Origin of the sequence: Enterococcus sp. AZ140, assembly GCF_051714405.1 — a bacterium.
GTDB classification, from domain to species: domain Bacteria; phylum Bacillota; class Bacilli; order Lactobacillales; family Enterococcaceae; genus Enterococcus_B; species Enterococcus_B pernyi.
Genome location: NZ_JBIORU010000001.1, coordinates 2,128,574 through 2,154,557, shown reverse-complemented (window position 1 = coordinate 2,154,557; position 25,984 = coordinate 2,128,574). Strand labels below are relative to the sequence as shown.

At 39.9% G+C, this 25,984-nt stretch carries 24 protein-coding genes and 2 tRNA genes; 24 read left to right on the top strand and 2 right to left on the bottom strand.

From position 1 onward, the window contains the following. Positions 1–75 precede the first annotated feature (75 nt). The 9 genes from murA to IGJ39_RS09820 all read left to right on the top strand — a co-directional run bounded on the left by murA (position 76) and on the right by IGJ39_RS09820 (position 4,328). Positions 76–1,377 (top strand): UDP-N-acetylglucosamine 1-carboxyvinyltransferase, encoded by a 1,302-nt coding sequence (gene murA, locus IGJ39_RS09860; protein ID WP_065095663.1) that lies wholly within the window; start codon positions 76–78, stop codon positions 1,375–1,377. 14 nt (positions 1,378–1,391) lie between these two features. Further along, positions 1,392–1,568, top strand: a complete 177-nt coding sequence (locus IGJ39_RS09855) for a DNA-directed RNA polymerase subunit beta (RefSeq protein WP_010734895.1) — start codon at positions 1,392–1,394, stop codon at positions 1,566–1,568. Positions 1,569–1,780: 212 nt separating this feature from the next. After that, positions 1,781–2,056 (top strand): membrane protein insertion efficiency factor YidD, encoded by a 276-nt coding sequence (gene yidD / locus IGJ39_RS09850; RefSeq protein WP_010734896.1) that lies wholly within the window; start codon positions 1,781–1,783, stop codon positions 2,054–2,056. 32 nt (positions 2,057–2,088) lie between these two features. Next, positions 2,089–2,538, top strand: a complete 450-nt coding sequence (locus tag IGJ39_RS09845; RefSeq protein ID WP_430607678.1) for a GNAT family N-acetyltransferase — start codon at positions 2,089–2,091, stop codon at positions 2,536–2,538. 65 nt (positions 2,539–2,603) lie between these two features. Then, on the top strand, positions 2,604–3,488 hold the full coding sequence (locus IGJ39_RS09840) for an ROK family protein (protein WP_430607675.1): 885 nt from the start codon (positions 2,604–2,606) through the stop codon (positions 3,486–3,488). Positions 3,489–3,562: 74 nt separating this feature from the next. Further along, positions 3,563–3,796, top strand: coding sequence for a DUF2969 domain-containing protein (locus IGJ39_RS09835; RefSeq protein ID WP_010734899.1), 234 nt, complete (start codon positions 3,563–3,565; stop codon positions 3,794–3,796). Between the two features lie 87 nt (positions 3,797–3,883). Then, positions 3,884–3,964: transfer RNA gene (locus IGJ39_RS09830), tRNA-Tyr, on the top strand. 6 nt (positions 3,965–3,970) lie between these two features. Continuing rightward, positions 3,971–4,042: transfer RNA gene (locus IGJ39_RS09825), tRNA-Gln, on the top strand. Positions 4,043–4,157: 115 nt separating this feature from the next. Continuing rightward, on the top strand, positions 4,158–4,328 hold the full coding sequence (locus IGJ39_RS09820) for a hypothetical protein (RefSeq protein WP_010734900.1): 171 nt from the start codon (positions 4,158–4,160) through the stop codon (positions 4,326–4,328). 52 nt (positions 4,329–4,380) lie between these two features. Here the strand turns inward: IGJ39_RS09820 and IGJ39_RS09815 are convergent, their stop codons facing one another. Continuing rightward, positions 4,381–4,989 carry a TetR/AcrR family transcriptional regulator gene (locus IGJ39_RS09815; protein ID WP_029594141.1) on the bottom strand — a complete coding sequence of 203 codons (609 nt, stop codon included), beginning with the start codon at positions 4,987–4,989 and terminating at the stop codon, positions 4,381–4,383. Between the two features lie 173 nt (positions 4,990–5,162). On the opposite strand from IGJ39_RS09815, the gene IGJ39_RS09810 reads away from it, so the two are divergent. Next, entirely contained in the window at positions 5,163–9,392 is a 4,230-nt protein-coding gene (locus tag IGJ39_RS09810) for an acyl-CoA dehydratase activase-related protein (RefSeq protein WP_430607673.1), read from the top strand. Between the two features lie 236 nt (positions 9,393–9,628). Beyond that, positions 9,629–10,336 carry a GntR family transcriptional regulator gene (locus tag IGJ39_RS09805; RefSeq protein WP_430607670.1) on the top strand — a complete coding sequence of 236 codons (708 nt, stop codon included), beginning with the start codon at positions 9,629–9,631 and terminating at the stop codon, positions 10,334–10,336. Positions 10,337–10,419: 83 nt separating this feature from the next. Here IGJ39_RS09805 and IGJ39_RS09800 read toward each other — a convergent pair whose 3' ends face one another. Continuing rightward, a complete protein-coding gene (locus IGJ39_RS09800) occupies positions 10,420–11,064 on the bottom strand; it encodes a YigZ family protein (RefSeq protein WP_029594000.1) in 645 nt (214 codons plus the stop codon). A 131-nt stretch (positions 11,065–11,195) separates the two neighbouring features. Between IGJ39_RS09800 and IGJ39_RS09795 the strand changes: the two genes are divergently transcribed. The 13 genes from IGJ39_RS09795 (at position 11,196) to pstB (ending at position 25,969) form a co-directional block, all read left to right on the top strand. Next, positions 11,196–11,486: a DUF7662 domain-containing protein gene (locus IGJ39_RS09795; RefSeq protein ID WP_010734907.1), complete on the top strand. Its 291-nt coding sequence runs from the start codon at positions 11,196–11,198 to the stop codon at positions 11,484–11,486. 263 nt (positions 11,487–11,749) lie between these two features. Next, positions 11,750–13,075, top strand: a complete 1,326-nt coding sequence (locus IGJ39_RS09790) for a DEAD/DEAH box helicase (RefSeq protein ID WP_438764571.1) — start codon at positions 11,750–11,752, stop codon at positions 13,073–13,075. Then, entirely contained in the window at positions 13,056–13,757 is a 702-nt protein-coding gene (locus IGJ39_RS09785; RefSeq protein WP_430607665.1) for a ComF family protein, read from the top strand. The genes IGJ39_RS09790 and IGJ39_RS09785 overlap by 20 nt, the downstream gene beginning before the upstream one ends. 136 nt (positions 13,758–13,893) lie before the next feature. After that, complete coding sequence (gene hpf / locus IGJ39_RS09780) at positions 13,894–14,445, top strand: ribosome hibernation-promoting factor, HPF/YfiA family (protein ID WP_010734910.1); 552 nt, start codon at positions 13,894–13,896, stop codon at positions 14,443–14,445. A 217-nt stretch (positions 14,446–14,662) separates the two neighbouring features. Next, positions 14,663–17,197, top strand: coding sequence for a preprotein translocase subunit SecA (gene secA, locus IGJ39_RS09775; RefSeq protein ID WP_430607662.1), 2,535 nt, complete (start codon positions 14,663–14,665; stop codon positions 17,195–17,197). Between the two features lie 382 nt (positions 17,198–17,579). Then, positions 17,580–18,678 (top strand): peptide chain release factor 2 gene (gene prfB, locus IGJ39_RS09770; protein WP_178946468.1). Its coding sequence is split into 2 segments (ribosomal slippage): positions 17,580–17,651 and positions 17,653–18,678, totalling 1,098 coding nucleotides; the frame shifts between segments, so codons are not numbered across the junction. Between the two features lie 110 nt (positions 18,679–18,788). Further along, complete coding sequence (ftsE, locus tag IGJ39_RS09765) at positions 18,789–19,475, top strand: cell division ATP-binding protein FtsE (RefSeq protein ID WP_010734913.1); 687 nt, start codon at positions 18,789–18,791, stop codon at positions 19,473–19,475. Then, entirely contained in the window at positions 19,468–20,352 is an 885-nt protein-coding gene (ftsX, locus tag IGJ39_RS09760; protein ID WP_338064522.1) for a permease-like cell division protein FtsX, read from the top strand. The genes ftsE and ftsX overlap by 8 nt, the downstream gene beginning before the upstream one ends. A 225-nt stretch (positions 20,353–20,577) precedes the next feature. Further along, positions 20,578–22,026 carry a cardiolipin synthase gene (cls, locus tag IGJ39_RS09755; protein ID WP_438764568.1) on the top strand — a complete coding sequence of 483 codons (1,449 nt, stop codon included), beginning with the start codon at positions 20,578–20,580 and terminating at the stop codon, positions 22,024–22,026. Positions 22,027–22,373: 347 nt separating this feature from the next. Continuing rightward, entirely contained in the window at positions 22,374–23,228 is an 855-nt protein-coding gene (locus tag IGJ39_RS09750) for a phosphate ABC transporter substrate-binding protein PstS (RefSeq protein ID WP_010734916.1), read from the top strand. Positions 23,229–23,343: 115 nt separating this feature from the next. Beyond that, on the top strand, positions 23,344–24,264 hold the full coding sequence (pstC, locus tag IGJ39_RS09745) for a phosphate ABC transporter permease subunit PstC (RefSeq protein WP_034687410.1): 921 nt from the start codon (positions 23,344–23,346) through the stop codon (positions 24,262–24,264). Further along, positions 24,264–25,148 carry a phosphate ABC transporter permease PstA gene (gene pstA / locus IGJ39_RS09740; RefSeq protein ID WP_065096311.1) on the top strand — a complete coding sequence of 295 codons (885 nt, stop codon included), beginning with the start codon at positions 24,264–24,266 and terminating at the stop codon, positions 25,146–25,148. The genes pstC and pstA overlap by 1 nt, the downstream gene beginning before the upstream one ends. A gap of 14 nt (positions 25,149–25,162) precedes the next feature. Then, complete coding sequence (pstB, locus tag IGJ39_RS09735; RefSeq protein ID WP_071866762.1) at positions 25,163–25,969, top strand: phosphate ABC transporter ATP-binding protein PstB; 807 nt, start codon at positions 25,163–25,165, stop codon at positions 25,967–25,969. The last annotated feature ends 15 nt before the right edge of the window (positions 25,970–25,984 follow it).

The following is a 25,984-nucleotide window of genomic DNA, read 5'->3' as shown; positions in this document are numbered from 1 at the left end:
TTAAAACAAGAAGTGATATAATAAAAAAGATTTTGAGCGAATGTATACTCAACGGATTTTTTTGGGGGGAACAACATGGAAGAGATCATCGTAAAAGGTGGCAATCAATTAAAAGGAACAGTAAAGATCGAAGGAGCAAAGAATGCGGTATTGCCGATTTTAGCCGCAAGTTTATTGGCTGAAGAAGGAACGACCGTTTTAGATAATGTGCCAATTCTTTCTGACGTGTTCACTATGAATCAAGTGATCCGTCATTTGAACGTAGATGTAGCGTTTGATGAAGAGAATAATCGTGTGACACTTGATGCATCGAGAGAATTAGAAATTGAAGCACCTTATGAATACGTAAGCCAAATGCGTGCGTCAATCGTTGTGATGGGACCATTATTGGCTAGAAATGGTCATGCAAAAGTTGCAATGCCTGGTGGATGTGCGATTGGAAAACGTCCGATCGATTTACACCTAAAAGGTTTTCAAGCCTTGGGTGCAAAAATCATTCAAAAGAATGGTTATATCGAAGCAATCGCCGATCAACTGATCGGAAATACGATCTATTTAGATTTTCCAAGTGTTGGTGCGACACAAAACATCATGATGGCTGCTGTCAAAGCAAAAGGCACGACGATCATTGAAAACGTCGCACGTGAACCTGAAATCGTTGATTTAGCGAATATCTTAAATAAAATGGGTGCGAATGTTTATGGCGCTGGTACAGAAACGATGCGTATCGAAGGCGTTGATCATTTGTATGCAGTCAACCATTCAATCGTCCAAGACCGTATCGAAGCTGGTACTTTCATGGTAGCAGCAGCAATGACTGAAGGCAATCTATTGATCGCTGATGCGATTTCTGAGCATAATCGTCCATTGATCTCTAAATTGATTGAAATGGGTGCAACGATCACTGAAGAAGACGGTGGCGTTCGTGTCATCGGACCAAAACATATTTTACCAACAGATGTAAAAACAATGCCACATCCTGGTTTCCCAACGGATATGCAAGCACAAATGACTGCTATTCAGTTGGTTGCAGAAGGTACAAGTGTTGTGACTGAAACAGTCTTTGAGAACCGTTTCCAACATCTTGAAGAAATGCGCAGAATGAATGCACATGTAAAAATCGATGGTAACATTGCAATCATGGATGGTAATCACGAATTACAAGGTGCTGAAGTCTATGCAACAGATCTAAGAGCAGCAGCAGCGCTCGTATTAGCTGGTTTGAAAGCAAATGGAATCACACGCGTTCGTAACCTAAAATATTTAGATCGTGGCTATTATAATTTCCATATTAAATTGCAACAATTAGGTGCAGATGTGGAACGTGTAAATGTAGAAGAAACACCAGTCGAAAAAACACCACAAACAATCGCTTAAGGATGTGACGAGAGATGACGAGTCCACGCTATATTTTGATAAGTTTGGTAAAAATTTTAGCTGTCATTTTACTTGTACTCCTATTATTCATCATTGGAACAATGATCGGATATGGTTTGATTGGCGGTGGAAGTCCATTCAAGGTCTTTCAACCGAGCTTATGGTTGCATATCTTTGATTTCTTTAGTTAAGTGTGTACACTAGGTAACAGATAAGATAAAAAGAGGTTGTGGCAAAAGCGTACAGCTCCGAGAAATAAGCGCCAAAATCCGAAAATAGCTTTTCATATTTTTGGGTTTTGGCGCTTATTTCTGTAGGAGTTGCTTTTAGAACACCGTTTATCCGGTTATAGGGGATGGTAAGTGGATGTATGACCAATCCTCTTTTTTATGGAGATGAAAATATGAAAAAGATTTTAATTTATTTAGTTCGAGGATACCAGCGTTTTATTTCACCTGCGTTCCCACCAAGTTGTCGGTATTATCCAACTTGTTCCAATTACATGATTCAAGCCATCCAAGTACATGGTGCGCTCAAAGGAACCCTAATGGGAACAGCACGCATCTTTCGTTGCCACCCATTTGTGAAAGGCGGTATCGATTATGTGCCTCGTAACTTTCGTTTGACGCGTAATAAAGAAGATCAATCGATGCCAGACTATAAAAAATACAAAAAATAGAGTCATTGATTTTTATTAGATGGGAGAAAGCGATGTTTCAACAATTGAACAAAAGTGACTTACCATGGGCGTTACTACTAGAAGCCGATCCTGATAAAGACAAAGTGATCACTTATGTGACCAATGGCGATGGATTTATCTGGAAAGAGCAGGATGAAGTGATTGGTGTGCTTGTTTATGAAATCAGAGAAACGGAATGTGAGATCATGAATGTTTCTGTTGCTGATGCGCATCAAGGAAGAGGAATCGGTGGCAAGCTGATTGACCATGCACTCGAACAGTTGAGCAAAGAATGCAAACAACCAACAAAAATACTGATCCGTACAGGAAGCATCACGAATCCAGCGTTACATCTTTATCAGAAAAAAGGCTTTAAAGAAGTATCAAGAGAAAAGGATTACTTCATCAATAACTACCCAGAACCAATCTATGAAGAAGGAATACTTCTAAGAGATCAAGTCACTTTAGCCAAAGAATTATAGAATAAAAAGAGAGCGTTTCACAGTGAAACTAATGATGAAAAACTATCGAGGAGGAACAAATAATTATGGGGATTTTAGCATTCGATTTTGGTGGTTCAGCTGTCAAATATGGTTATTGGGAACAAGAAACACTAACACATAAAGGTCAGTTCACAACACCAGCTACATGGAAAGAAATGAAAGCGCAATTATTATTGGTATTCCAACAATTATCACAAGAAGTAGCAATCAGTGGGGTCGCCTTTAGTGCACCAGGTGTTGTGAATAGCCAACGACAAGTGATTGAAGGTATCAGCGCGATCCCTTATATCCATGGGTTTGATATTTATACTGAATTAGAGGAATTGTTTGGTCTGCCAGTTGCTATGGAAAATGATGCGAATTGCGCGGGAATGGCTGAGTTTTATGAAGGTGCTGCTCGTGGCTATCAAAATGTTGCTTTTGTAGTAATTGGTACAGGCGTAGGTGGTGCGATGTTCACTAATGGTGAATTGAATAAAGGCGCTCATCTTTATGGCGGAGAATTTGGCTTGATGTTTCTTAATGGGGAGCATACATTCAGTACATTAGGAACGGCAGTCCAAATGGCGTGGCGGTATTGTGAACGCAAAGGATTAGATAAACATACCTTTAGTGGAAAAGAAGTCTTTGAATTAGCAGAAAATGGTGATCCTCTCGCACAAGAAGAAGTTGAATCTTTTTATGATTATTTAACAAAAGGGTTATTTAGTATTCAATTTTCTTTTGATCCAGAAGTGATCGTATTGGGTGGCGGAATTTCTGCAAAAGAGGGATTACTGACAGAAATCAATCAACGGATGAAAAAATTGACGAATCATTTTGGGTTGAATGATTTTGATCCATTGATCACCCTGTGTGAGTATCGCAATGATGCGAACCTGATAGGGGCAGCAGCAAATTATCTAGCGCAACAAGAAGCAGGAAAATAAATTATCAAATAGAAGGCACGCAGTGAATGTTTTCTGCCGTTAAATGTGATAAACTATTGAGGAGGTGGGAAATAATGTCAAAAAAGAATAAAGATATTGAAGTGCGTACCGAAGAGATCAAAAAAACGATCAAAGGGAACACATATGAGGTAACGCAGTTATTTATTGGTAAAAAAATGATCGGTGAAATTTTAGCGTATGGCCCAAAAGAATTTGAGATTTTCTTGGGAGAAGAAGACTTTGGCAAAGAAAAAAGTCTTGAAAATGCGATAGAAACAGTAATTCGTCATTGGAATTTACACGAATAAAAAAATATCAAAAAAATTTTCAATAAAGGGTTGCAATCACTTGGAAAATTAGGTATTATAACTAAGTCAGGTTGATACAAACCTTTCGGAGGAGTAGCGAAGTGGCTAAACGCGACGGACTGTAAATCCGTTCCTTAGGGTTCAGTGGTTCGAATCCACTCTCCTCCATTTCATTGGGGTATAGCCAAGCGGTAAGGCAAGGGACTTTGACTCCCTCATGCGTTGGTTCGAATCCAGCTACCCCAGTTCCTAGAGTGATCAGTTGCAGATCACTCTTTTTTTGTGTAAAACACCTTGTTTCTTGCTGATTTTGCTATTATAGGCTAGAGTAGATATAAGAAGAAAAAAGGAGGCGGCACAAATGAAGTGGAAACAAAAAGTAGATGAAACAGCAGAAAAAATTTACGATATGATCAAATCGGAGAAGTACAATGTAGAGATCCATGTACCGAAAAAATCAGAAAAATTTGTCCAAATCAAAGCGAAACGTCCAACAAATCATACCAAAAAATGGTTGTCTAAAAATCGTTAAGAATAACAAAAGCTCTGAAGTTCACATAATCTTGTGTTCTTCAGAGCTTTTGTTATTTTTCAATCTCGATCCCTAAGACGGTCAAGTGACCATTTCCCACTAATTTGATGACTAAAGTAGCTAACTGCTGTGGTGTCATCTCGGTATCACTAGTGACCCACCAATGTAAAGTACCGGTGAAAATGGCAGTTATGTATTCTGTGATAAAGTCAATAGGTACTTCTAGTTCGTTCTCTGTGATTTTTAGACGATCAAAGATAGTGGCATATTTTTCTGATAAGAAAATTTTCAACTTTTTTCTGAAAAACTCGATCGAAGTGCCGTCCAAAGTCGTAATAAATATGGCTTTGTTCTCAGCCACCAATTGGTAAATTTGAGTTAAGGCGCGGTTGACCCGTTTCAGCTTCAATTTATTGCCTTCCATCAAGGGTTCCAAATCTAAGATCGAGGTAAATGTCTGGATAGCGATATGGAATAAATGCTCATAGAGATCTTGTTTATCTTTGAAATGAGCATAAAAAGTCGCACGATTGATCATTGCTTCATCGGCGATTTCTTGGATCGTGATTCGCTCCATACTTTTTGTTTCTAGTAAACGTAAGAACGCTTCAATAATCATTTTGTTGGTACGTTTCACTCGAAGATCGTTTTTCTTCATCATAAAAATCTCCTCACTTTTGGTCGACAAATCGCACACGATTGTTGTTTATCTCACAAACTGACGATTATTGCTTATTGCAATCGCTCTAAATCGTTTTAAAATAGATATATGTAGTATAACAGACGGTTTGTTCAATGTTCAACAAAGCGTTTTTTTAAGAAGGTGGCGAGACGATGAAAATGTACGGAGGTATCGATGTAGGTTCAACGACAGTAAAATTAGTGATTCTTGATAACCATGGCGAAACTCTTTTTGCTAAATACGAACGACATTATGCAGATATCAGAAAAGCAACCATCAACATATTAGAAGAAGCCAAAACAACCTTACAAGATCAGGGGATTGCTTTTGCCATCACTGGTTCTGGCGGTATGGGATTAGCGGAACATCTACAATTACCTTTTATCCAAGAAGTGATTGCATGTACAAAAACGATTGAAGAAAGGATTCCCGAAACAGATGTAGCAATTGAATTAGGGGGAGAAGATGCCAAAATCACTTTTTTTGGTTCTTCTTTAGAACAACGCATGAATGGTAGCTGCGCGGGAGGGACAGGCGCGTTTATTGATCAGATGGCAGCACTATTGAAAACCGATGCAAATGGGTTGAATGAACTAGCTAAAGCGTACCAACAGCTTTATCCAATTGCCTCTCGCTGTGGTGTATTCGCTAAAACGGATGTACAACCACTGATCAATGAAGGAGCGGCGAAAGCCGATATCGCTGCTAGTATTTTTCAAGCCGTCGTCAATCAAACGATCGCTGGTTTAGCAGCAGGCAGAAAGATCAAAGGAAAGGTCGCCTTTTTAGGTGGCCCACTTTACTTTATGTCTGAATTACGGCGACGCTTTATTGAAACGCTCGGTCTATCGACGGAAGAAGTGATTTTTCCAGAAAATCCGCAACTATTCGTAGCATTAGGGGCAGCTTATCACGCAAAAACTTCAAAGGAAAAAACACTCAGTGAATTAATCCAGAAATTGAAAAGCCAAGAGCAAGAGTTGCTTCATCCATCTCGTTCTTTAGCGCCATTGTTTCAGAACGATCAAGAGTTAGCTGATTTTCGCAGCCGACACGAAAAAGCGAAGGTGCAAGAACGTGCGCTAGCTACCCATCAGGGGGTGGCTTTTCTAGGTATTGATGCTGGTTCGACAACGACGAAAGTCACCTTGATCAATCAATCAGGAGAGCTATTATTCTCATTTTATGGAAACAATGAAGGACAGCCTTTAGAAACAACCATCAACGTATTGAAAAATATGTATGAGCAAATGCCCAAAGACTGCTTTATCGGTAAAGCGGTAGTGACTGGGTATGGTGAAGCGTTGATCAAGAGTGCATTGAAAATCGATATTGGTGAAGTCGAAACGATGGCGCATTATAAAGCAGCAAATTTTTTTCAACCAGGTGTCGATTTTATTTTAGATATTGGCGGACAAGACATGAAGGCAATGACGATCAAGGACGGTGCATTGTCCTCGATTCAATTGAACGAAGCCTGTTCTTCAGGTTGTGGTTCATTTATCGAAACATTTGCTAAGTCATTAGGTTATGGAATCCAAGATTTTGCGGTTGCTGCTATTTCAGCCAAGAACCCTGTGGACTTAGGTTCCAGATGTACGGTCTTCATGAATTCAAAGGTCAAGCAAGTCCAAAAAGAAGGCGCTTCTGTTGGAGACATCTCGGCTGGTCTATCTTATTCTGTGATCAAAAATGCGATCTACAAAGTGATCAAAATCAGAAAACCAGAAGATCTAGGCAATAAGATCGTGTGCCAAGGTGGAACCTTTTACAACGATGCAGTCTTGCGAGCATTTGAAACAATCAGTGGAAGAGAAGTTGTTCGTCCTTCTATCGCAGGATTGATGGGTGCATATGGGGCTTCTTTGATTGCTTTGGAAGAATATCAAAAAGGGGAAATAAGTGAAGTACTCTCATTCGAAGAATTGTCTCAGTTGACCACAGAAAAAGAATTGACGCACTGTGGGTTGTGTGAGAACAATTGCCTATTGACGGTCACTTTATTTTCTGATGGTCGGAAGTTGATTTCTGGTAATCGTTGTGAACGTGGGGCACAGATCAAAATCAAAAAAGCCGATAAGAAAATCAATTTAGTGGCTGAAAAATCTCGGCAATTATTCCGTTACCGTCCATTACGAAAAACAGAAGCTGTCAACGGGGAAATCGGGATTCCAAGAGTATTGAATATGTATGAAAACTTTCCTCTTTGGCAGACTTTCTTTCGTACTTTAGGCTTTCGAGTAGTCTTATCCCCTCGTTCGAGTAAGGAAATCTACGAACAAGGAATCGACACGATTTCCAGTGATACCGTCTGCTATCCAGCAAAACTGGTGCATGGCCATATCCAGTCACTGATCGATGCTGGGGTTTCCTGCATTTTTTATCCGGGCGTGATCTTTGAGCAAAAGGAGAACAACCAAGCGGACAATCATTTTAATTGTCCCATCGTTCAAAGTTATCCAGATGTCATCAAAAATAATGTCGATGCGATTCGGGAAGGAAGGATCGATTACCGTCAACCGTTTTTGAATCTAGCGAACGAAGCATCAGTGGCAAAGACGTTACACCAAACATTTTCTGACTATGGATTTTCAGAAGATCAAATAAAAGAAGCCTTACACCAAGGATATGAAGCATTAGCCGATTTTAAAAAAGAGATTCAGCGAAAAGGAGAAGAAACCTTAAGGATGCTGCATCAAAACAATGAACGTGGCATCGTCCTTGCAGGTCGTCCTTACCATCTAGATCCGGAAATCAATCATGGGATTGCAGAATTGATCACACAAGAAGGCTTCCATGTCTTGACAGAAGATAGCATTGCTCATCTAGGAGATGTGGGGCAATTACGAGTAGTGAATCAATGGGTCTATCAATCAAGGTTATATGCAGCTGCCCGAGTCGTCGCCAAATCTAAGGAGTTAGAATTAGTGCAATTAAACTCTTTCGGCTGCGGTATCGATGCGGTGACAACGGATCAAGTGGAAGAAATCATGGGGCAATATGGCAAGTTATACACTGTCCTAAAAATCGATGAAGGCGCAAATTTAGGTGCTATCAGGATACGCTTGCGCTCATTAAAAGCGGCAGTCAATGCACGAACCAAACAACAATTTCAACCAACAAAACAATTTCTGACACCAGAAAAAATCACCTTTACCAAAGAAATGAAGAAAACACATACCTTGTTATTGCCAATGTTGAGTCCTATCCATCAATCTGGTTTAGTTGATGTTGCTCTAAAATCCTCGGGATATCGAGTCGTTTGTTTGCCAAGTGAAAGTGGCAGTGCCGTTGATGTTGGGTTGAAGTATGTCAACAATGACGCGTGTTATCCAGCAATCATCTCGATTGGGCAAATAGTCGAGGCATTGGAAAGTGGCACATATGATTTAAATCATACCAGCGTGATGATGACCCAAACAGGAGGTGGATGCCGAGCGACTAATTATATCCCACTACTTCGCAAGGCGCTTGATGAAGCTGGCTTCCCACAGATACCTGTGGTTTCAGTGTCTTTCGGCAATCAAGGGGTAGAATCTTCTCCTGGTTTTACGTTCACATTGCCATTGTTGAAACGTTTAGCTGTTGCTTTTTTATATGGCGATCTTTTTGAACGAGTCGTTTACCGCACTCGACCATATGAGATAGAAAAAGGCACGATTGATGAAATGCACCAACAATGGCTTGAACGAGTGGAACGCAATGTCAAAAATGGTTCTTTGACAAATTTCAATCGAAATATGGCGAAAATCATCCATGATTTTGACACGGTTCCGCTAACGAACCAAACGAAACCTAAAGTAGGGATTGTTGGAGAGATCCTAGTCAAGTATTCACCGACAGCCAATAATGATATCGTCCGATTATTAGAAGAAGAAGGAGCTGAAGTCGTTGTTCCTGATATCATGGGCTTTATGAATTATTCGATATACAACCAAATCTGGAAATATGAACATTTAGGTCATTCGAAAAAAAGCAAATGGGTCGCGCAGTTTCTTATCCGCTTGATTGAACAGGTTGTAAAGCCAATGGATAAAGCGTTAAGGAAATCACAACGCTTTGATGGAATAACACCAATTCATCAATTAGCAGAGGAAGCAAGCCAGATTTTATCAATTGGCAATCAGACTGGTGAAGGCTGGTTTTTAACCGGGGAGATGATTGAATTGTTGGAAACTGATGTGCCTAATATCGTTTGTATGCAACCATTTGGCTGTCTACCGAATCATGTTGTAGGCAAAGGGGTATTCAAAGAGCTTCGTCATCGTTACCCAAAAGCCAACATTACGGCAATCGATTATGACCCAGGTGCTTCCGTAGTCAATCAATTGAATCGAATCCGTTTGATGATGGCAACGGCCATGAAAACATTGGATCAATGATTAATTGGGTAAACTTGAGCCAGCCTTTTTGATTCTGTCGTTTCCGAGCAAGAATAGTAAGGGCTTGTTACTTTAATTACTTATTGAATAAGAGTGAATGATCATAGGTCTCTATCCAAACGCTATTATGTCGGAGGGCAAGGCAGTGGAATGAACCGCATGATGGGCTCTTTTTTGTTGAGAATTAGGTATATACCAGTTATAATAAAATAGAAATGAAAGGACGGGTAGATGTTATGTCGAATCAATTACCGGTATATATACAAATTCACGATCAAATCAAAACTGAAATCGAGCAAGGCGTCTGGAAAATTGGAGATCGTCTTCCTTCAGAAAGAGAATTAGCCATCAAGTTCAATGTTAGTCGAATGACTTTAAGACAAGCAATCCAAAACTTAGCCGATGAAGGAATCCTTGAAAGAAAAATTGGATCAGGTACCTACGTGGCACGAGAAAAAGTCCAAGAAAAGATGTCTGGTGCAACCAGTTTTACCGAAATCATGGAATCACAAAATCGTGTACCATCCAGTCGAACGATTTCTTATTTTCTCACGTCACCAAGTTCGAGTGAAATGGAGAAATTGCAACTAAAAAAAGATGATACTATCTTACGAATGGAACGTATTCGTTTTGCTGATGATATCCCGATTTGCTTTGAAATTGCGAGTATTCCGCAAAAAATCATCGACGGATACAGCAAAGCAGAAATTACGGAGTCATTGTACCGAACACTCGAAGAAAAAAGAGGAAACAAGATTGGTGCGGCGAAACAAACAATTTCAGCAGTCTTAGCTTCAGAAAAAATTGCTGAATATTTAGAGGTCAAGCGAGGAGATGCCGTTTTACGTTTAAGACAGATTTCTTACTTTGAAGATGGCACGCCATTTGAATACGTACGTACCCAATATGTCGGCGACCGCTTTGAGTTTTATTTAGAAAGATGATCGTTCATATTGAATAAAAAGACCAGAGAATAGGAGGCAGATATGCCATTTTCTATTCTCTGGTCTTTTCTATACCATTCAAGTCACTCTCTTGCTTGAATGAGTTGTTCATGATAAGAAACAGCGCCTTCAGTAAATGTCACTTGACCGCTCAAAAGTTCAATGATTGCTTCTTGGAAAGCAGAGACCTCTTTTTCATTGATCATGCAAACAACGATGACTTTTTCTGTATAGCGGATTTCTTTCACATTCACCTGCTGGAGTGCCAAGAAGTTTTCTATTTTTCCTAGCTGGGGATAGGCAATATGAATCGATAGTTCTTGTTGCAATGTCCCTTCAACGATGCCAATTTCTTGTAATGCGTGGGAAACCGAATGCGCATATGCACGAATCAAGCCGCCTGCACCTAACTTGATCCCGCCGAAATAACGAGTCACAACAGCTGCAACATTGATTAGTTCATTTTTTTTGATGACTTCTAGCATCGGCACGCCAGCAGTTCCACTCGGTTCACCATCATCGCTACTTCGTTGAATCTCATTTTTTTCACCAATCACGAACGCACTACAATTATGATTGGCTTTCCAATGTTCTTTTTTTGTTTCTTGGATAAATTGTTTTGCTTCTTCTTCCGTTTCAACTCGTTTCAGTGAGCAGATAAAACGTGATTTTTTTATTTCAAGCTCACTTTGACCATTTTCTTTGATCGTGTAATAACGTTCTAACATCTGTTTCACTACTTTCATTGTTTGTTCTCGTCTCTTTTCAAGTATAGAGAATTTTTTTCTGCATGACAATTATGTTAATAGTTGCTTAACGAAGGGAATATGGGATAATAAAGAAAAGTGAGGTGCGTAACATGAAAGAACGAGTCAAAAAGTATGATGCCATCACTCATTATTTAAAGACAAATGGTGGCTCTCAAATCACGCTGACATTTACTCAAATCGATGAGTTGCTTTTTCCAAGTAGTGCCTTGCCCCGTTCTGCACGAGAAAGTACCGATTGGTGGGCGAACGACTATAAACATCCTGAAAAAGGCGCCTATGGCTGGATCAATGCTGGCTATGAAGTGGTGGTCATCAATTTAGAAAAAGAATTTATCGTATTCAATCAATTAGTCAAATCCAGTTGGTTGTTTGACGAATAACTATTTTTCTAGCTGTTGATCCGATCCCTCGATTCAAGTCCAAATTTAGGTCTAGCTACATATATCAGTATGATCTGAGTCCGAAAGTTTCTGTTAAAGAAATGGCCCGCTGACTCAGTTTCATACTTTTTTTGTTTTTCATTGAAATCATCACGTTCGTTCGTCCGCTTATGAGCTGATTTTCTAATTGGATCAATCCGATTGATTCTGCATGAAGGATTTCTTTTTTTGCGTATCTATTTTGCGAAGGGAGAGAAGTACACATGCAAGCGGAAGATTTTTTTGGGCGGCGATTATTAACTAAAGAAGTATATGGGAATGAACATTCTTATGAAAAATTGAACTATGTAGTGGTCGATGCAGTCACAATAAAAAAGAAGCAGCTTTATTGCAATCGTTGCAGTCAAACGACCACTTTGCAAACAGCAAGGCTCAATGCGTCTATCTACTACTGTCCCCACTGTCTATTTTTGGGGCGTTGCGATACCCTGCAACAGCTCTACTTATTCGAACAACCAAATGGAAAGAAGCGTCATATAAAGCACTGTTGGGAAGGTCAATTAACAACACTACAACAGCGAATTTCGGATGATCTAAGTGAACGATCGGGTGAGCATTTGGTTTGGGCAGTTGCCGGTTCAGGCAAGACGGAGATGCTTTACGCCAGTATCCGAACGACCTTAGCTAAAGGTAGGAGAGTTGCTATCGCCTCACCAAGGATCGATGTTTGTCAGGAATTATACCTACGACTTAGCAAGGTCTTCCCAGAAGAAAAGATCCGCCTGCTTCATGGGAAATCAGACGAACCTGATCGCTATGGTTCTTTAGTGATTTGTACGACGCATCAGTTGTATCGTTTTTACCGAGCATTTGCTCTTTTAGTAGTAGATGAAGTGGATGCTTTTCCATTTGTGGGGGATCAAGGGTTAGCTTATGCAGTAGAAACCGCGCTACAAAGAAATGGCCAACTGATATATTTAAGTGCGACACCCGATGACCAGTTATTGAAAAAAAGCCGAACAGCTATGACTGTTCATCAGTTGGCTTTACGCTTTCATCAACGATTATTGCCAGAACCGAAACTGCTTTTTTGGGATCAGTGGGCTAATCGCTGTTTACACCCAAAAAAGAATCAACGATTGTGTCGCTTGATCCAAGAGCTAGTCAAAGAAAACCATGTGCTATTGTTTTGCCCGAGTATCTCTTTAATGGAGCAATTGGAGAAACAATTAAAAAAACAATTGTCATGTCGTATGACATCCGCCTCATCAAAAGATGAAGCACGTAGTAGCAAAGTCCAAAATATGAGACAGCAACACTACGATGTGTTTTTGACCACGATGATCTTAGAGCGTGGGGTGACTTTTGAACGGATCTCAGTCATTGTTTTAGGTGCCGACCATCCGGTATTCAGCAAATCATCACTGGTCCAAATTGCTGGACGTGCCGATCGAAAGGGAGGATTCACCAATAGTCAGGTCTATTTTTTCTATGAAGAAAAGACACGTGCTATCACAAAAGCGTGTAAAGAAATCAAACAAATGAATAAAAAAGGAAAAGAGCAACGAGATGAGATGCGTATACTGTAAGAAAACATTTAGTAGAAATATAACAGTTAGTGAATTGCTTGGACTGAAAAAAATAGCGAGACGTTGCCAGGAATGTCAATTCTTATTCCAACGAATACAACAGGAGAGTAGCCATCAATGCGAAGGCTGCCAAAAAGTATGGACGAAACAGGCGATTGATCAACATGACTATTGCCGAGATTGCTTGCATTGGCGTACGCGTTATCCTGACTATCGTTTTTGTCATCGTGCGTTCTTCCGCTATGATGAAGCGTTCCGTACTTGGCTCAAACAATATAAATTCATGGGGGATATCCTGTTGGCACACACATTCAGCTTAGAGTTACAAGAATTACGAAAACAATATAAGTCGTTTGTTTTTTGTCCGATCCCATTGTCTACAGAAAGGATCAGCGAAAGGGGATTTAATCAAGTGAGTGAACTATTGAGAGCTGCTGGGCTGCCTTTTCAAGAATTGCTGATCAGAGAAAAACACCATACACCACAATCTAAAAAAACAAGAGAGCAACGTTTGATTGCGCCCCAACCATTTGTTTATCAGCCATCTACACTGAAAATTAAAGGGGAAAATATCTTACTGATCGATGATGTTTATACGACTGGCCAGACGATGTTCCATGCAGCAACCTGCCTATTGGCGCAGTCACCCAATAAAGTACAGACGTTCTCACTTGCTAGATAAGCTTTTTGTAGAAACAGCAGTAAAATGACAGCGATTTAGTTTGCAAATGCTTACGAGTTCGATATAATAGAAGTAAGAAGAGGGAAAGAGTGGTCCTTCTCCTTCTTGATTGTGGTAGATGAAAGGGGTAGTTTTTATGTTTAGATATAATGTACGCGGCGAAAATATCGAAGTAACTGAAGCGATTCGTGACTACGTAGAGAAAAAAGTAGGAAAATTAGAACGTTATTTCAGCGATGCTCCCGATGCTACGGCGCATGTGAATTTAAAAGTTTATACTGAAAAAACAGCAAAAGTGGAAGTTACGATTCCATTACCTTATCTCGTACTACGTGCCGAAGAAACTTCACCAGATCTATATGCAAGTATTGATTTGGTTGTAGATAAATTGGAACGTCAAATCCGCAAATTCAAAACAAAAATCAATCGCAAATCTCGTGAAACTGGTTTGAATACAGCAAATGCGGCGGTTATGTTCAATAATGAAGACGAAGAAGAAAATGAGTCTGAATTAGATATCGTGCGTACAAAACGCTTGTCATTGAAACCAATGGACAGCGAAGAAGCTGTTTTACAAATGAATATGTTAGGCCATAACTTTTTCATCTTTGAAGATGCAGAAACGAATGGTACAAGCATTGTTTACCGTCGTAAAGATGGCAAATATGGATTGATCGAAACTGATTGATAAATAACGAAAGAATAACATGAGAAAAACTTGCAGTGGTCTCTAATGACTACTGCAAGCTTTTTTTTCGGATTGAATAGATAAAAAAGAATATGAAATAATTATGAAGATATCACTTTAATTGTCTTAAGTTATTTCATTTATCCACAACTAATGATAAAATAAGAAACAGAGTCTACATAGTTTGGATATTATATAAAAGGAGATTAAACAACGCATGGCCAATTTTATTCGTTCGATTATCGAAAATGATAAGAAAGAACTAAAACGTTTAGAAAATATTGTAAAAAAAATCGAAGCTCATGCTGATGATATGGCAGCATTAACAGATGAACAATTACAAGCAAAGACAACCGAATTTAAGGAAAGATATAAAAAAGGGGAAACATTAGATCAACTTTTACCAGAAGCTTTCGCAGTCGTTCGTGAAGCAGCAAAACGCGTATTAGGATTGTACCCTTACCCTGTGCAGTTGATGGGGGGGATCGTCCTTCATGATGGAAATATTCCAGAGATGCGTACCGGTGAAGGGAAAACCTTGACTGCTACGATGCCTGTTTATTTAAATGCTTTGACAGGAGAAGGCGTTCACGTAGTTACTGTCAATGAATACTTGTCTACCCGTGACTCCAATGAGATGGGTGAGTTATACAACTTCTTAGGTTTGACAGTTGGTTTGAATATCAATTCAAAATCAGCAGATGAAAAACGTGAAGCCTACAATTGTGACATTACGTATAGTACAAACAACGAGCTAGGGTTTGACTATTTGAGAGACAACATGGTCGTTTATCGTCATCAAATGGTACAACGTCCATTGAACTATGCGATCGTCGATGAAGTCGATTCGATCTTGATCGATGAAGCAAGAACGCCACTGATCATTTCTGGACAAGCAGAAAAGTCAACTGCGTTATATACGCGTGCTGATAACTTTGTCAAACGATTGAAAGAAGAAGAAGATTATAAAATCGATGTTCAATCAAAAACGATCAGCTTGACTGAAGCGGGAATTGAAAAAGCCGAAGAAACTTTCGGTTTAGATAACTTATATGATATCGAAAATTCTGCTTTAACGCATCATATCGATCAATCATTACGCGCAAACTATATCATGATTTTAGATATCGACTATGTGGTCCAAGATGGAAAAGTAATGATCGTTGACCAATTTACTGGTCGTATCATGGATGGACGCCGTTATTCTGATGGCTTGCACCAAGCGATTGAAGCCAAAGAAGGCGTGGAGATCGAAGATGAAACAAAAACGATGGCATCGATCACATTCCAAAACTATTTCCGTATGTATAAGAAATTATCTGGTATGACAGGGACAGCGAAGACAGAAGAAGAAGAGTTTAGAGAAATCTACAACATCCAAGTCATTCAAATCCCTACAAATCGTCCGGTCATTCGTGATGATCGTCCAGATTTGTTATATCCGACATTGACAAGCAAATTCAATGCAGTCGTTCAAGATATCAAAGATCGTTACCGTAAAGGACAACCTGTTCTTGTAGGTACTGTCGCTGTTGAAACGTCTGAATTGCTTTCTGATTTATTGAACCGAGAACGCGTCCCTCATGAAGTACTAAATGCCAAAAACCACTTTAAAGAAGCCGAGATCATCATGAATGCTGGTCAAAAAGGAGCAGTTACGATTGCAACGAACATGGCTGGTCGTGGTACGGATATCAAGTTAGGTCTAGGTGTTCGTGAGTTGGGTGGATTAGCCGTTATTGGTACAGAACGTCACGAATCAAGACGTATCGATAACCAGTTACGTGGACGTGCCGGTCGTCAAGGAGATCCAGGGATGTCACAATTCTACTTGTCTCTTGAAGATGACTTGATGAAACGATTCGGTTCAGAACGAATCAAAGCTTTCTTGGAACGCATGAAGATCGGTGAAGAAGATGCAGTGATCCAAAGTAAGATGTTGTCGAAACAAGTTGAATCTGCGCAAAAACGTGTAGAAGGAAACAACTACGACACACGTAAAAACGTTCTTCAATACGATGACGTGATGCGTGAACAACGTGAAGTCATCTATAAACAACGTCAAGACGTCATCATGGAAGAAACAAGTCTATCTGAACCATTGATGAATATGGTCAAACGAACGATCAGTCGAGTAGTAGATGCACATACTCAACTTGAAAAGGAAAACTGGAACCTTGAAGGGATCGTTGACTTTGCTGGTAGTACACTTGTTCATGAAGACAGTATTTCATTGGCTGATCTAGAAGGCAAGACACCACAACAAATCAAAGAGTTCTTAAATGAAAAAGCACAAGAAATCTTTAATACTAAAGCTTCACAACTAAATGGACCTGAGCAATTACTTGAGTTTGAAAAAGTCGTGATCTTACGTGTTGTCGATTCAAAATGGACAGACCACATCGATGCAATGGATCAATTACGTCAATCGATCGGACTACGTGCTTACGGACAAAACAATCCACTTGTCGAATATCAAACAGAAGGATACAAAATGTTTGAAGACATGATTGGTGCAATCGAATACGAAGTAACACGTATCTTTATGAAAGCAGAGATCCGTCAAAACGTCCAACGTGAACAAGTGTCTCAAGGACAGCCTGTTCAACCAACAGAAGGCGACGCGAAAGAAAACAGTCGATTGAATGTGAAATCACAGCCTGTCAGTGTCAATAAAGTTGGTCGTAATGACACTTGTCCATGTGGCAGTGGTAAAAAATTCAAAAATTGTCACGGCAAGAATGAAATGTAATCTTTCCTATTGAAAGAAATCGTTCATACTGAACAATAAGATTTGATCAATTCAGAAAAGGAACTTCCCTCATATGAGAGTGATCGTTCCTTTTCACAAACTAAAATAGATAGGGAATCTTAAAGCACTATTTTTTGTTTTATGACTTCCCTGAGGTCAAGCAGTACTGAGCCTCAAGAAATAAGGTGGAATCCGCAAAAATCGTTCGTTGAATTTTTGTGGATTCCACCTTATTTCCGAAGAGGTTACTTTTGGGACGCACTACCATTAAGAACGGAATGAAAAAGGGAAAGTGGCAAGCTTGTCGCATCTTATTCTTTCTGTTCGTTCAAGATTCTGGTAGACTAAACAATGAAGATTAGACAGAAAGAAGGAAATCGAAATGGAAATTTCTGAAATTCGAAACCTCCTAACCGAAATGCAAGAGAAAGTCACAAGTTTTAGGGGGTCTCTTTGACTTAGATCAGCTGGAAGAAGATATTGCTGAAGCAGAAGCAAAAATGGCTGAACCAGGTTTTTGGGATGATAGTGAAGCTGCACAAAAAGTGATCAATGAAAATAATGCAAACAAAGAAACCTATGATCAGTTCAATGAACTCGCACAAGAGCTAGAAGAACTAGAATTGATGGTGGAAATGTTACAAGAAGAGCCAGATGCGCAAATGCAAGAAGAAGCACAAGAGCGAATCAGTGCGTTAGCTGAAAAGATGACGACTTACGAATTAGCCATGTTACTAGATGGACCATATGACCGCAATAACGCCATCGTCGAGCTGCATCCAGGTGCTGGGGGAACAGAATCTCAAGACTGGGGAAGTATGTTGTTACGAATGTACACCCGTTGGTCAGAGCAACACAACTACCAAGTGGAAATGTTAGATTACCAAGCTGGTGATGAAGCTGGAATCAAAAGTGTGACATTATTGATCAAAGGGCATAATGCTTATGGTTATTTGAAATCAGAAAAAGGCGTTCACCGTCTTGTTCGGATCTCGCCATTTGATTCGGCGAAACGTCGACATACGTCATTCTGTTCGGTCGATGTCATGCCAGAATTAGATGACATGATCGACATCGAGGTCAATCCTGATGATTTGAAGATCGACACTTACCGAGCAAGTGGAGCGGGTGGACAGCATATCAACAAAACAGAATCTGCTGTACGGATCACGCATTTGCCAACAGGAACGGTCGTTGCCAGTCAGGCACAACGCTCACAATTAAAAAACCGTGAACAAGCGATGGGGATGCTGAAAGCGAAACTTTATCAATTGGAAGTTGAAAAGAAAGAACAAGAAGCAGCTGCATTACGTGGGGAACAAATGGAAATCGGCTGGGGCTCACAGATCCGTTCTTATGTTTTCCATCCGTATTCGATGGTCAAAGATCATCGGACCAATGTGGAAACTGGAAATGTCCAAGCGGTGATGGATGGCGAGTTAGACCCATTCATCGATGGCTATTTAAAAATGCATATATAGTATGCTTACGATTAGTAGTAAATTGAAATAAAATTGTAAGATTTCGAAAGCAAGCTGAAACATTCCCATGCTATAATGACTAAAGACTGAAAAGATATGGAGAGAACGCCATGATTGAAATGAAGGATGTAATGAAGAAGTACTCAAATGGTACCACAGCTATCCGAAATCTCTCGATCGTCATTGACCAAGGAGAGTTTGTTTATGTAGTAGGACCATCTGGTGCTGGTAAATCTACATTCATCAAATTGATGTACCGAGAAGAAAAAGCAACGAAAGGAACATTGAACGTTGCTGGCCATGATCTGATAAATATCAAAGATCGTGAAGTACCTTATTTACGTAGAGAAATCGGAGTAGTTTTCCAAGACTATAAATTGTTACCTCGAAAAACAGTATATGAAAATGTCGCATATGCGATGCAAGTCATCGGTAGAAAACCTCGTGACATAAAAAAACGTGTCATGGAAGTTTTAGACTTAGTCGGCTTGAAACATAAAGTACGTGTTTTCCCAAGTGAATTATCAGGTGGGGAACAACAGCGTGTTTCGATTGCTCGAGCAATCGTGAATACACCAAAAGTATTGATTGCAGATGAACCGACAGGAAACTTAGACCCGGAAAATTCATGGGAAATCATGAAGTTATTGGATCGGATCAATGCGCAAGGAACGACTGTTGTGATGGCTACACATAACAGTACGATCGTTAATACAATTCGTCACCGCGTAATCGCCATTGAAAATGGCCGGATTATTCGTGACCAAGCGGAAGGGGAATATGGATACGATGATTAGAACCTTTTTCCGTCATTTATTAGAAAGTATCAAAAGTTTAAAACGAAACGGTTGGATGACCATCGCATCAATCAGTGCGGTGACGATCACACTGACTTTGGTTGGTGTATTTATGGCAATCATCATGAATGCGACTAAATTAGCCGAAGACATCGAAGGTAACGTAGATGTTTCTGTGTTCGTTGATATCGGGACGAATGAGAAAGATATGAAAACACTCGAAAAAGAATTGAATGAACTTGAACACGTCAACAAAGTTGAATTTTCAAGTAAAGACCAAGAATTAAAGAAAATCCAGGATCAAATGGGTGATTCTTGGAGTTTGTTTGAGGGAGACGGCAATCCGTTATACGATGTATACGTTGTAACAACGACACAACCTTCTTATACTAAAGAAGTTTCTGAAGAAGCCGCGAAGTTGAAAAATGTTTTCCGTTCGGATTATGGTGGCACTTCGTCTGACCGAATCTTTGATATTGCTGCGGCAGTACGTACATGGGGATTAGCAGCAGCTGCCTTGCTATTATTTGTCGCGATGTTCTTGATCTCAAATACGATTCGTATCACGATCATTTCACGTCAAAGAGAGATCCAGATCATGCGTTTAGTGGGTGCCAAGAATGGCTATATCCGTTGGCCGTTCTTCTTGGAAGGTGGTTGGATCGGTTTGATCGGTGCGATTCTTCCTGTATTGATCATTACATTTGGGTATCAACAAATCTATGGTTTGCTCAATCCAACCTTGTTGCGTTCAAATTACTCATTGATACAGCCACAGGATATCGTTTGGAAAATCGACGCATTGATGGCCGGTATTGGTGTCATTATTGGTTCATTGGGTTCGATTATTTCAATGAGAAGATTCTTGAAATTTTAGTCAAAGATATGAAGCAGACCAGTGGGAGCGATCCTGCTGGTTTTTTTTTGTAAAAATTTTCATTCTCGAAAAATCTATTTTATAGAAAAATAAACTTACTCTTTCCTATCTATCTATAGTATTCTAAGGAAGTCGGTTTTTCTGGTAGACAAATCAGTGGTTTTTCTTTACTTTAAAAAACAACTTCGCTATCCTAAGGAGGATAGCCGGATAAGAGGTGAGGCAATGGATATTATTTTTGACAATTTTTCGACGATCTTACTGCTTACGAACACATTATTATCTTTAGTGATCGTTTTTACCGAAAGAAAAGAAACTGCTCAAACTTGGGCATGGTTACTTGTATTGACTTTTATCCCGATACTAGGTTTTTTCCTTTACATTTTCTTTGGACGTGGGATTTCAAAAGATAAGATATTTGATTTGAAGATTCAAGGAAAGATCGGTAAGAACTTAGAGATCGAAGAGGATCGACAGGCATTGATGCGGGGATTATACCCACATCCTCCGACTGGACAAGTGGATGTCAAACAGTTGATTTATATGTTAACTGTTGGAGAAAGCACACTGTATACCACAAGCAATGATGTGACGGTGTTCACCGATGGCAGAGAAAAATTTGATCGGTTGATCGAGGATATTGAACAGGCAACTGACCACATCCATCTACAATATTATATTTATCGCAGCGATAGCTTAGGGATCGAGGTCTGCCAAGCATTAACTTCTGCTGCTCGCAGAGGGGTTCAAGTAAGAGTTTTACTAGATGCATGGGGATCGACGGAAGTTTCAACCAAGTTTTTCCATGAGTTAAAAGAAGCTGGTGGAGAAGTTGCTTTCTTTTTTCCGCTTTTTGTTCCTTATCTGAACCCGCGAATCAATTATCGGAATCATCGAAAGATCGTAGTAATCGATGGGAAAATTGGTTATACAGGTGGATTCAATGTGGGAAATGAGTATTTAGGTCTCGTGCAAAAATTTGGTTATTGGCGAGATAATCATTTGCGTATCTATGGTGAAGGAGTCTATGCGCTACAAAATCGCTTTTTGATGGATTGGAATTCTCAACATACAAAAGAAGTGCATTATGCGGCGCGCTTTTTCCCAAGTATTGCATCAACCGGTGAGATTGCCTTACAGGTCGTGACGAGTGGACCAGACTCAGAACATGAACAAATCAAAATGACGTACCTTAAAATGATCTCACTGGCCAAGCGGGAGATCTTGATCCAAACGCCTTATTATATTCCAGATGAATCAATCCATGAAGCGTTGAAATTGGCATTGTTATCCGGTGTGAAGGTCCATTTGCAGATCCCCAATAAACCAGATCACCCATTAGTTTATTGGGCAACGTATTCTTTTGCTGCTGAATTGATCGAATATGGTGCTGTCATCGAAACTTATGAAAATGGATTTATTCATGCGAAGACAATGATCATCGATAGCGGAATCGTTTCCGTAGGTTCAGCAAACATCGACGTTCGTTCTTTCCGTTTAGATTTTGAGGTCAATACACTGATCTATGACGAACGGCTCGCAACTCAAGTGCGAGGGGCATTTTTTGAAGATGCAAAAGTTTCTGAGCGTTTGACAAAAGAACGTTACGAGGCTCGGGGCTGGATGATCAAGCTAAAAGAGGGATTGGCTCGACTTGTTTCGCCACTCTTGTAAAAAACTGAACAAAAAAGGACATGAAATAGACTCATAAGAGCAGATTTTCATGTCCTTTTCTATCGGGGCCATTTCTGTAGTTTTATTACAAGAAATGGAGAAAGCGTCTCGCAAGAGCGGGAATTAACTTTTGGGGTATTTCTTGTTTTTTGGGGAAAGCAAGAAATAAGTTAATGCTTGCTTGGTACAGAGACACATTTCAATGCCAGTATAGCATAGAAAAATTTATTGAGATAGTATTTTTTTTAATTAAATTAAATTATTTGTTATTTAATAAAATCAATTGATTTTCAAGTAATAGTGAAAATGTTAAAATGGAAATACTTTAGGATTGAAGGAGATTTCTAATGAAAAAATTACGATTATTAATACCAATGATAGCACTATTTATAACAATGTCTGGGTGTTCAAACCTGGTCGACCAAGGTGAATCGATCACAGCGGTGGGATCATCCGCTTTACAACCTTTAGTTGAAACGGTTGCTGAGACATATCAATCAGAAAATCCCGGCAAATTTATCAATGTACAAGGTGGCGGAAGTGGTACTGGTTTATCGCAAGTCCAATCAGGCGCTGTGGAGATCGGTAATTCTGATTTGTTCGCAGAGGAGAAATCAGGGATCGATGCGTCCGCACTGATCGACCATCGAGTAGCAGTAGTGGGCATTACACCAATTGTCAACAAAGAAGTCGGCATCGACAACATTTCGATGGAAGACTTGAAAAAAGTATTTACTGGTGAATTGACGAACTGGAAACAACTAGGTGGGAAAGATCAGCCAATCGTGATCTTGAACCGTGCAGCAGGTAGTGGAACGAGAGCAACTTTTGAAAAATGGGTCTTAGACGGTGAAACAGCGATTCGTTCCCAAGAACAAGATTCTAGTGGAATGGTCCGTCAAATCGTTGCGGATACCCCAGGAGCAATCAGCTATGTCGCATTCTCTTATGTATCAAAAGATGTGGATACACTGAAAATCGACGGAGTCGAGCCAACAGACAAGAATGTCACAACAAATGATTGGACGATTTGGGCTTATGAGCATATGTATACGCGAAAAGAGACAAGTCAATTAACGAAAGACTTTTTAGCTTATATCTTATCAGATGAAGTGCAAAAAAATATCGTTGGAGATTTAGGCTATATTCCAGTGTCGAGTATGAAAGTTGAACGCGATTGGGAAGGTAATGTGGTGAATTAACCATCTTTACACAAAATTTACAAAGTTAGCAAAAAATTTACATGTTATTAAAATCAAATTGATATTCGCTTAGTAGACTGTATAGGTATGTTAAAGGACCAAGGAGGAATCATCTGTGGAAGATGTAAAAAAAGCACTAGTAACTAAATCCAAGCGCTCGAAAATGGAACAACGTGGAAAGTTTATCAGCTTTTTATGTATTGCATTGATTGTAGTGGTTGTTTTAGCAATATTTTATTTTGTTGCCAGCAAAGGGTTAGCGACCTTTTTTGTTGATAAAATCAATGTTTTTGATTTCTTATTTGGAACAAATTGGAATCCGAGCGCACTCGGGCCGGATGGAAAACCAATGGTAGGAGCTCTACCAATGATCGCGGGTTCGTTTATCGTTACTTTTTTATCTGCGATCATTGCAACACCTTTTGCCATCGGAGCAGCTGTGTTCATGACAGAAATCTCTCCGAAAAACGGAACAAAGATTTTACAACCGGTCATTGAACTACTTGTAGGTATTCCTTCAGTTGTTTATGGGTTTATCGGTCTATCCGTCATCGTTCCATTCATTCGCGGCATTTTTGGCGGAACGGGTTTTGGTATTTTAGCCGGAACATTTGTGTTGTTCGTAATGATCTTACCAACGGTTACGACGATGACAGTCGATGCGTTAAAAGCCGTACCAAGACACTATCGTGAAGCTTCTCTTGCATTAGGAGCAACGAGATGGCAAACCACATATAAAGTAGTCTTACGCGCAGCAATTCCAGGAATCTTGACAGCTATCGTCTTTGGGATGGCTCGTGCCTTTGGTGAAGCCTTAGCGATTCAAATGGTTATCGGTAATGCGGCATTGATGCCAACAAGCTTTACTACTCCAGCTGCAACGCTGACATCGATCTTGACGATGGGTATCGGAAATACAATCATGGGTACCGTTGAAAACAACGTGTTGTGGTCTCTAGCCTTGATCCTACTCTTGATGTCATTATTCTTTAATATCGTTATCCGCTTGATTGGTAAGAAGGGAGAATTGAAATAATGAATGCAAAACGTTCTGATAAAATAGCAACAGGTGTCTTATATGTGATTTCAGGCATCATCGTCCTGATCCTCGCTGCGTTGCTTCTTTATATCTTAGTTCGCGGTATTCCACATATCTCTTGGGCATTTTTGACTGAACCGTCAAAAGCGTATCAAACTGGCGGAGGAATTGGAATCCAATTATTCAACTCTATCTATTTACTGATCATCACAATGATCATCAGTTTTCCGATTTCACTGGGTGCAGGAATCTACTTGTCTGAGTATGCAGGTAAAAACTGGTTGACAGATATCATCCGCACATCCATTGAGATTCTTAGCTCATTGCCTTCTGTCGTTGTCGGTCTCTTTGGTTTCTTGGTTTTCGTTATCCAATTCCAATATGGGTTCTCGATCATTTCAGGTGCCTTGGCATTAACCGTATTCAACTTGCCTTTATTGACTCGGACAGTCGAAGAATCTTTACAAGCTGTTCATTATACACAACGTGAAGCTGGTTTAGCTCTAGGATTGTCTCGTTGGGAAACAGTGCTTCGTGTCGTTGTTCCTGAAGCGACACCAGGTATTTTGACGGGGGTCATCTTGAGTTCTGGCCGTATTTTCGGTGAGGCCGCAGCGTTGATCTATACCGCTGGTCAAAGTGCGCCAGCCTTAGATTTTACTAACTGGAATCCATTTAGCATTTCCAGCCCGATCGGTATCTTCCGACAAGCTGAAACACTAGCTGTCCACATTTGGAAAATCAATACAGAAGGAACGATGCCCGATGGGGTTTCCGTTTCGGCAGGAGCTTCTGCAGTATTGATCATCGCTGTGTTACTATTCAACTTTGGTGCTCGAGCAATTGGAAAACGTCTGCACCGTAAAATGACTTCAGCTTAAGGAGAAGAAGCAGAATGAAAGAATATAATATGAATGAAACCAACATCATCAAAATGGGCGCTGAAAAAGATATCGCGCTATATACAGATGATTTGCATGTATGGTATGGCGATAACGAAGCCATTAAAGGTGTCAATCTTGAATTTGAAAAGAATAAAATCACTGCATTGATCGGACCATCAGGGTGTGGGAAGTCCACTTATCTACGTTCATTGAATCGAATGAACGATGGGATCGCAAATACGAAGATCACTGGAAAGATCATGTATAAAGATGTCGATGTCAATGCACCACAAATCGACGTTTACGAAATGCGCAAACGAATCGGCATGGTGTTCCAACGTCCGAATCCTTTTAGTAAATCAATCTATGACAATATTACGTTTGCCTTGAAACAGCATGGTGAGAAAAACAAACAAAAACTAGATGAGATCGTCGAAACTAGTTTGAAGCAAGCGGCATTATGGGATCAAGTCAAAGATAGTTTGAATAAAAGTGCTTTGGCGTTATCAGGTGGACAACAGCAACGTCTTTGTATCGCTCGTGCAATTGCGATGAAACCAGATATTTTATTGCTTGATGAACCAGCGAGTGCGTTAGACCCGATTTCAACTGGGACTGTTGAAGAAACGTTAGTCAACTTAAAAGAAGATTATACGATTATTATTGTGACTCACAATATGCAACAAGCTGCCCGGATCAGCGATTACACTGCGTTCTTCTATCTTGGAAATGTGATCGAGTATGACAAGACGAATAAGATATTTACTAGACCTAAGATTCAGGCAACTGAAGACTATGTGTCCGGTCATTTTGGTTAAGACGGAGGACTTGCT

Excerpts from the sequence above, each read along its gene's own strand:
- murA (WP_065095663.1), top strand. The coding sequence starts at position 76 with ATGGAAGAGATCATCGTAAAAGGTGGCAATCAATTAAAAGGAACAGTA.
- IGJ39_RS09855 (WP_010734895.1), top strand. The coding sequence starts at position 1,392 with ATGACGAGTCCACGCTATATTTTGATAAGTTTGGTAAAAATTTTAGCT.
- yidD (WP_010734896.1), top strand. The coding sequence starts at position 1,781 with ATGAAAAAGATTTTAATTTATTTAGTTCGAGGATACCAGCGTTTTATT.
- IGJ39_RS09845 (WP_430607678.1), top strand. The coding sequence starts at position 2,089 with ATGTTTCAACAATTGAACAAAAGTGACTTACCATGGGCGTTACTACTA.
- IGJ39_RS09840 (WP_430607675.1), top strand. The coding sequence starts at position 2,604 with ATGGGGATTTTAGCATTCGATTTTGGTGGTTCAGCTGTCAAATATGGT.
- IGJ39_RS09835 (WP_010734899.1), top strand. The coding sequence starts at position 3,563 with ATGTCAAAAAAGAATAAAGATATTGAAGTGCGTACCGAAGAGATCAAA.
- IGJ39_RS09820 (WP_010734900.1), top strand. The coding sequence starts at position 4,158 with ATGAAGTGGAAACAAAAAGTAGATGAAACAGCAGAAAAAATTTACGAT.
- IGJ39_RS09815 (WP_029594141.1), bottom strand. The coding sequence starts at position 4,989 with ATGATGAAGAAAAACGATCTTCGAGTGAAACGTACCAACAAAATGATT.
- IGJ39_RS09810 (WP_430607673.1), top strand. The coding sequence starts at position 5,163 with ATGAAAATGTACGGAGGTATCGATGTAGGTTCAACGACAGTAAAATTA.
- IGJ39_RS09805 (WP_430607670.1), top strand. The coding sequence starts at position 9,629 with ATGTCGAATCAATTACCGGTATATATACAAATTCACGATCAAATCAAA.
- IGJ39_RS09800 (WP_029594000.1), bottom strand. The coding sequence starts at position 11,064 with ATGTTAGAACGTTATTACACGATCAAAGAAAATGGTCAAAGTGAGCTT.
- IGJ39_RS09795 (WP_010734907.1), top strand. The coding sequence starts at position 11,196 with ATGAAAGAACGAGTCAAAAAGTATGATGCCATCACTCATTATTTAAAG.
- IGJ39_RS09790 (WP_438764571.1), top strand. The coding sequence starts at position 11,750 with ATGCAAGCGGAAGATTTTTTTGGGCGGCGATTATTAACTAAAGAAGTA.
- IGJ39_RS09785 (WP_430607665.1), top strand. The coding sequence starts at position 13,056 with ATGAGATGCGTATACTGTAAGAAAACATTTAGTAGAAATATAACAGTT.
- hpf (WP_010734910.1), top strand. The coding sequence starts at position 13,894 with ATGTTTAGATATAATGTACGCGGCGAAAATATCGAAGTAACTGAAGCG.
- secA (WP_430607662.1), top strand. The coding sequence starts at position 14,663 with ATGGCCAATTTTATTCGTTCGATTATCGAAAATGATAAGAAAGAACTA.
- ftsE (WP_010734913.1), top strand. The coding sequence starts at position 18,789 with ATGATTGAAATGAAGGATGTAATGAAGAAGTACTCAAATGGTACCACA.
- ftsX (WP_338064522.1), top strand. The coding sequence starts at position 19,468 with ATGATTAGAACCTTTTTCCGTCATTTATTAGAAAGTATCAAAAGTTTA.
- cls (WP_438764568.1), top strand. The coding sequence starts at position 20,578 with ATGGATATTATTTTTGACAATTTTTCGACGATCTTACTGCTTACGAAC.
- IGJ39_RS09750 (WP_010734916.1), top strand. The coding sequence starts at position 22,374 with ATGAAAAAATTACGATTATTAATACCAATGATAGCACTATTTATAACA.
- pstA (WP_065096311.1), top strand. The coding sequence starts at position 24,264 with ATGAATGCAAAACGTTCTGATAAAATAGCAACAGGTGTCTTATATGTG.
- pstB (WP_071866762.1), top strand. The coding sequence starts at position 25,163 with ATGAAAGAATATAATATGAATGAAACCAACATCATCAAAATGGGCGCT.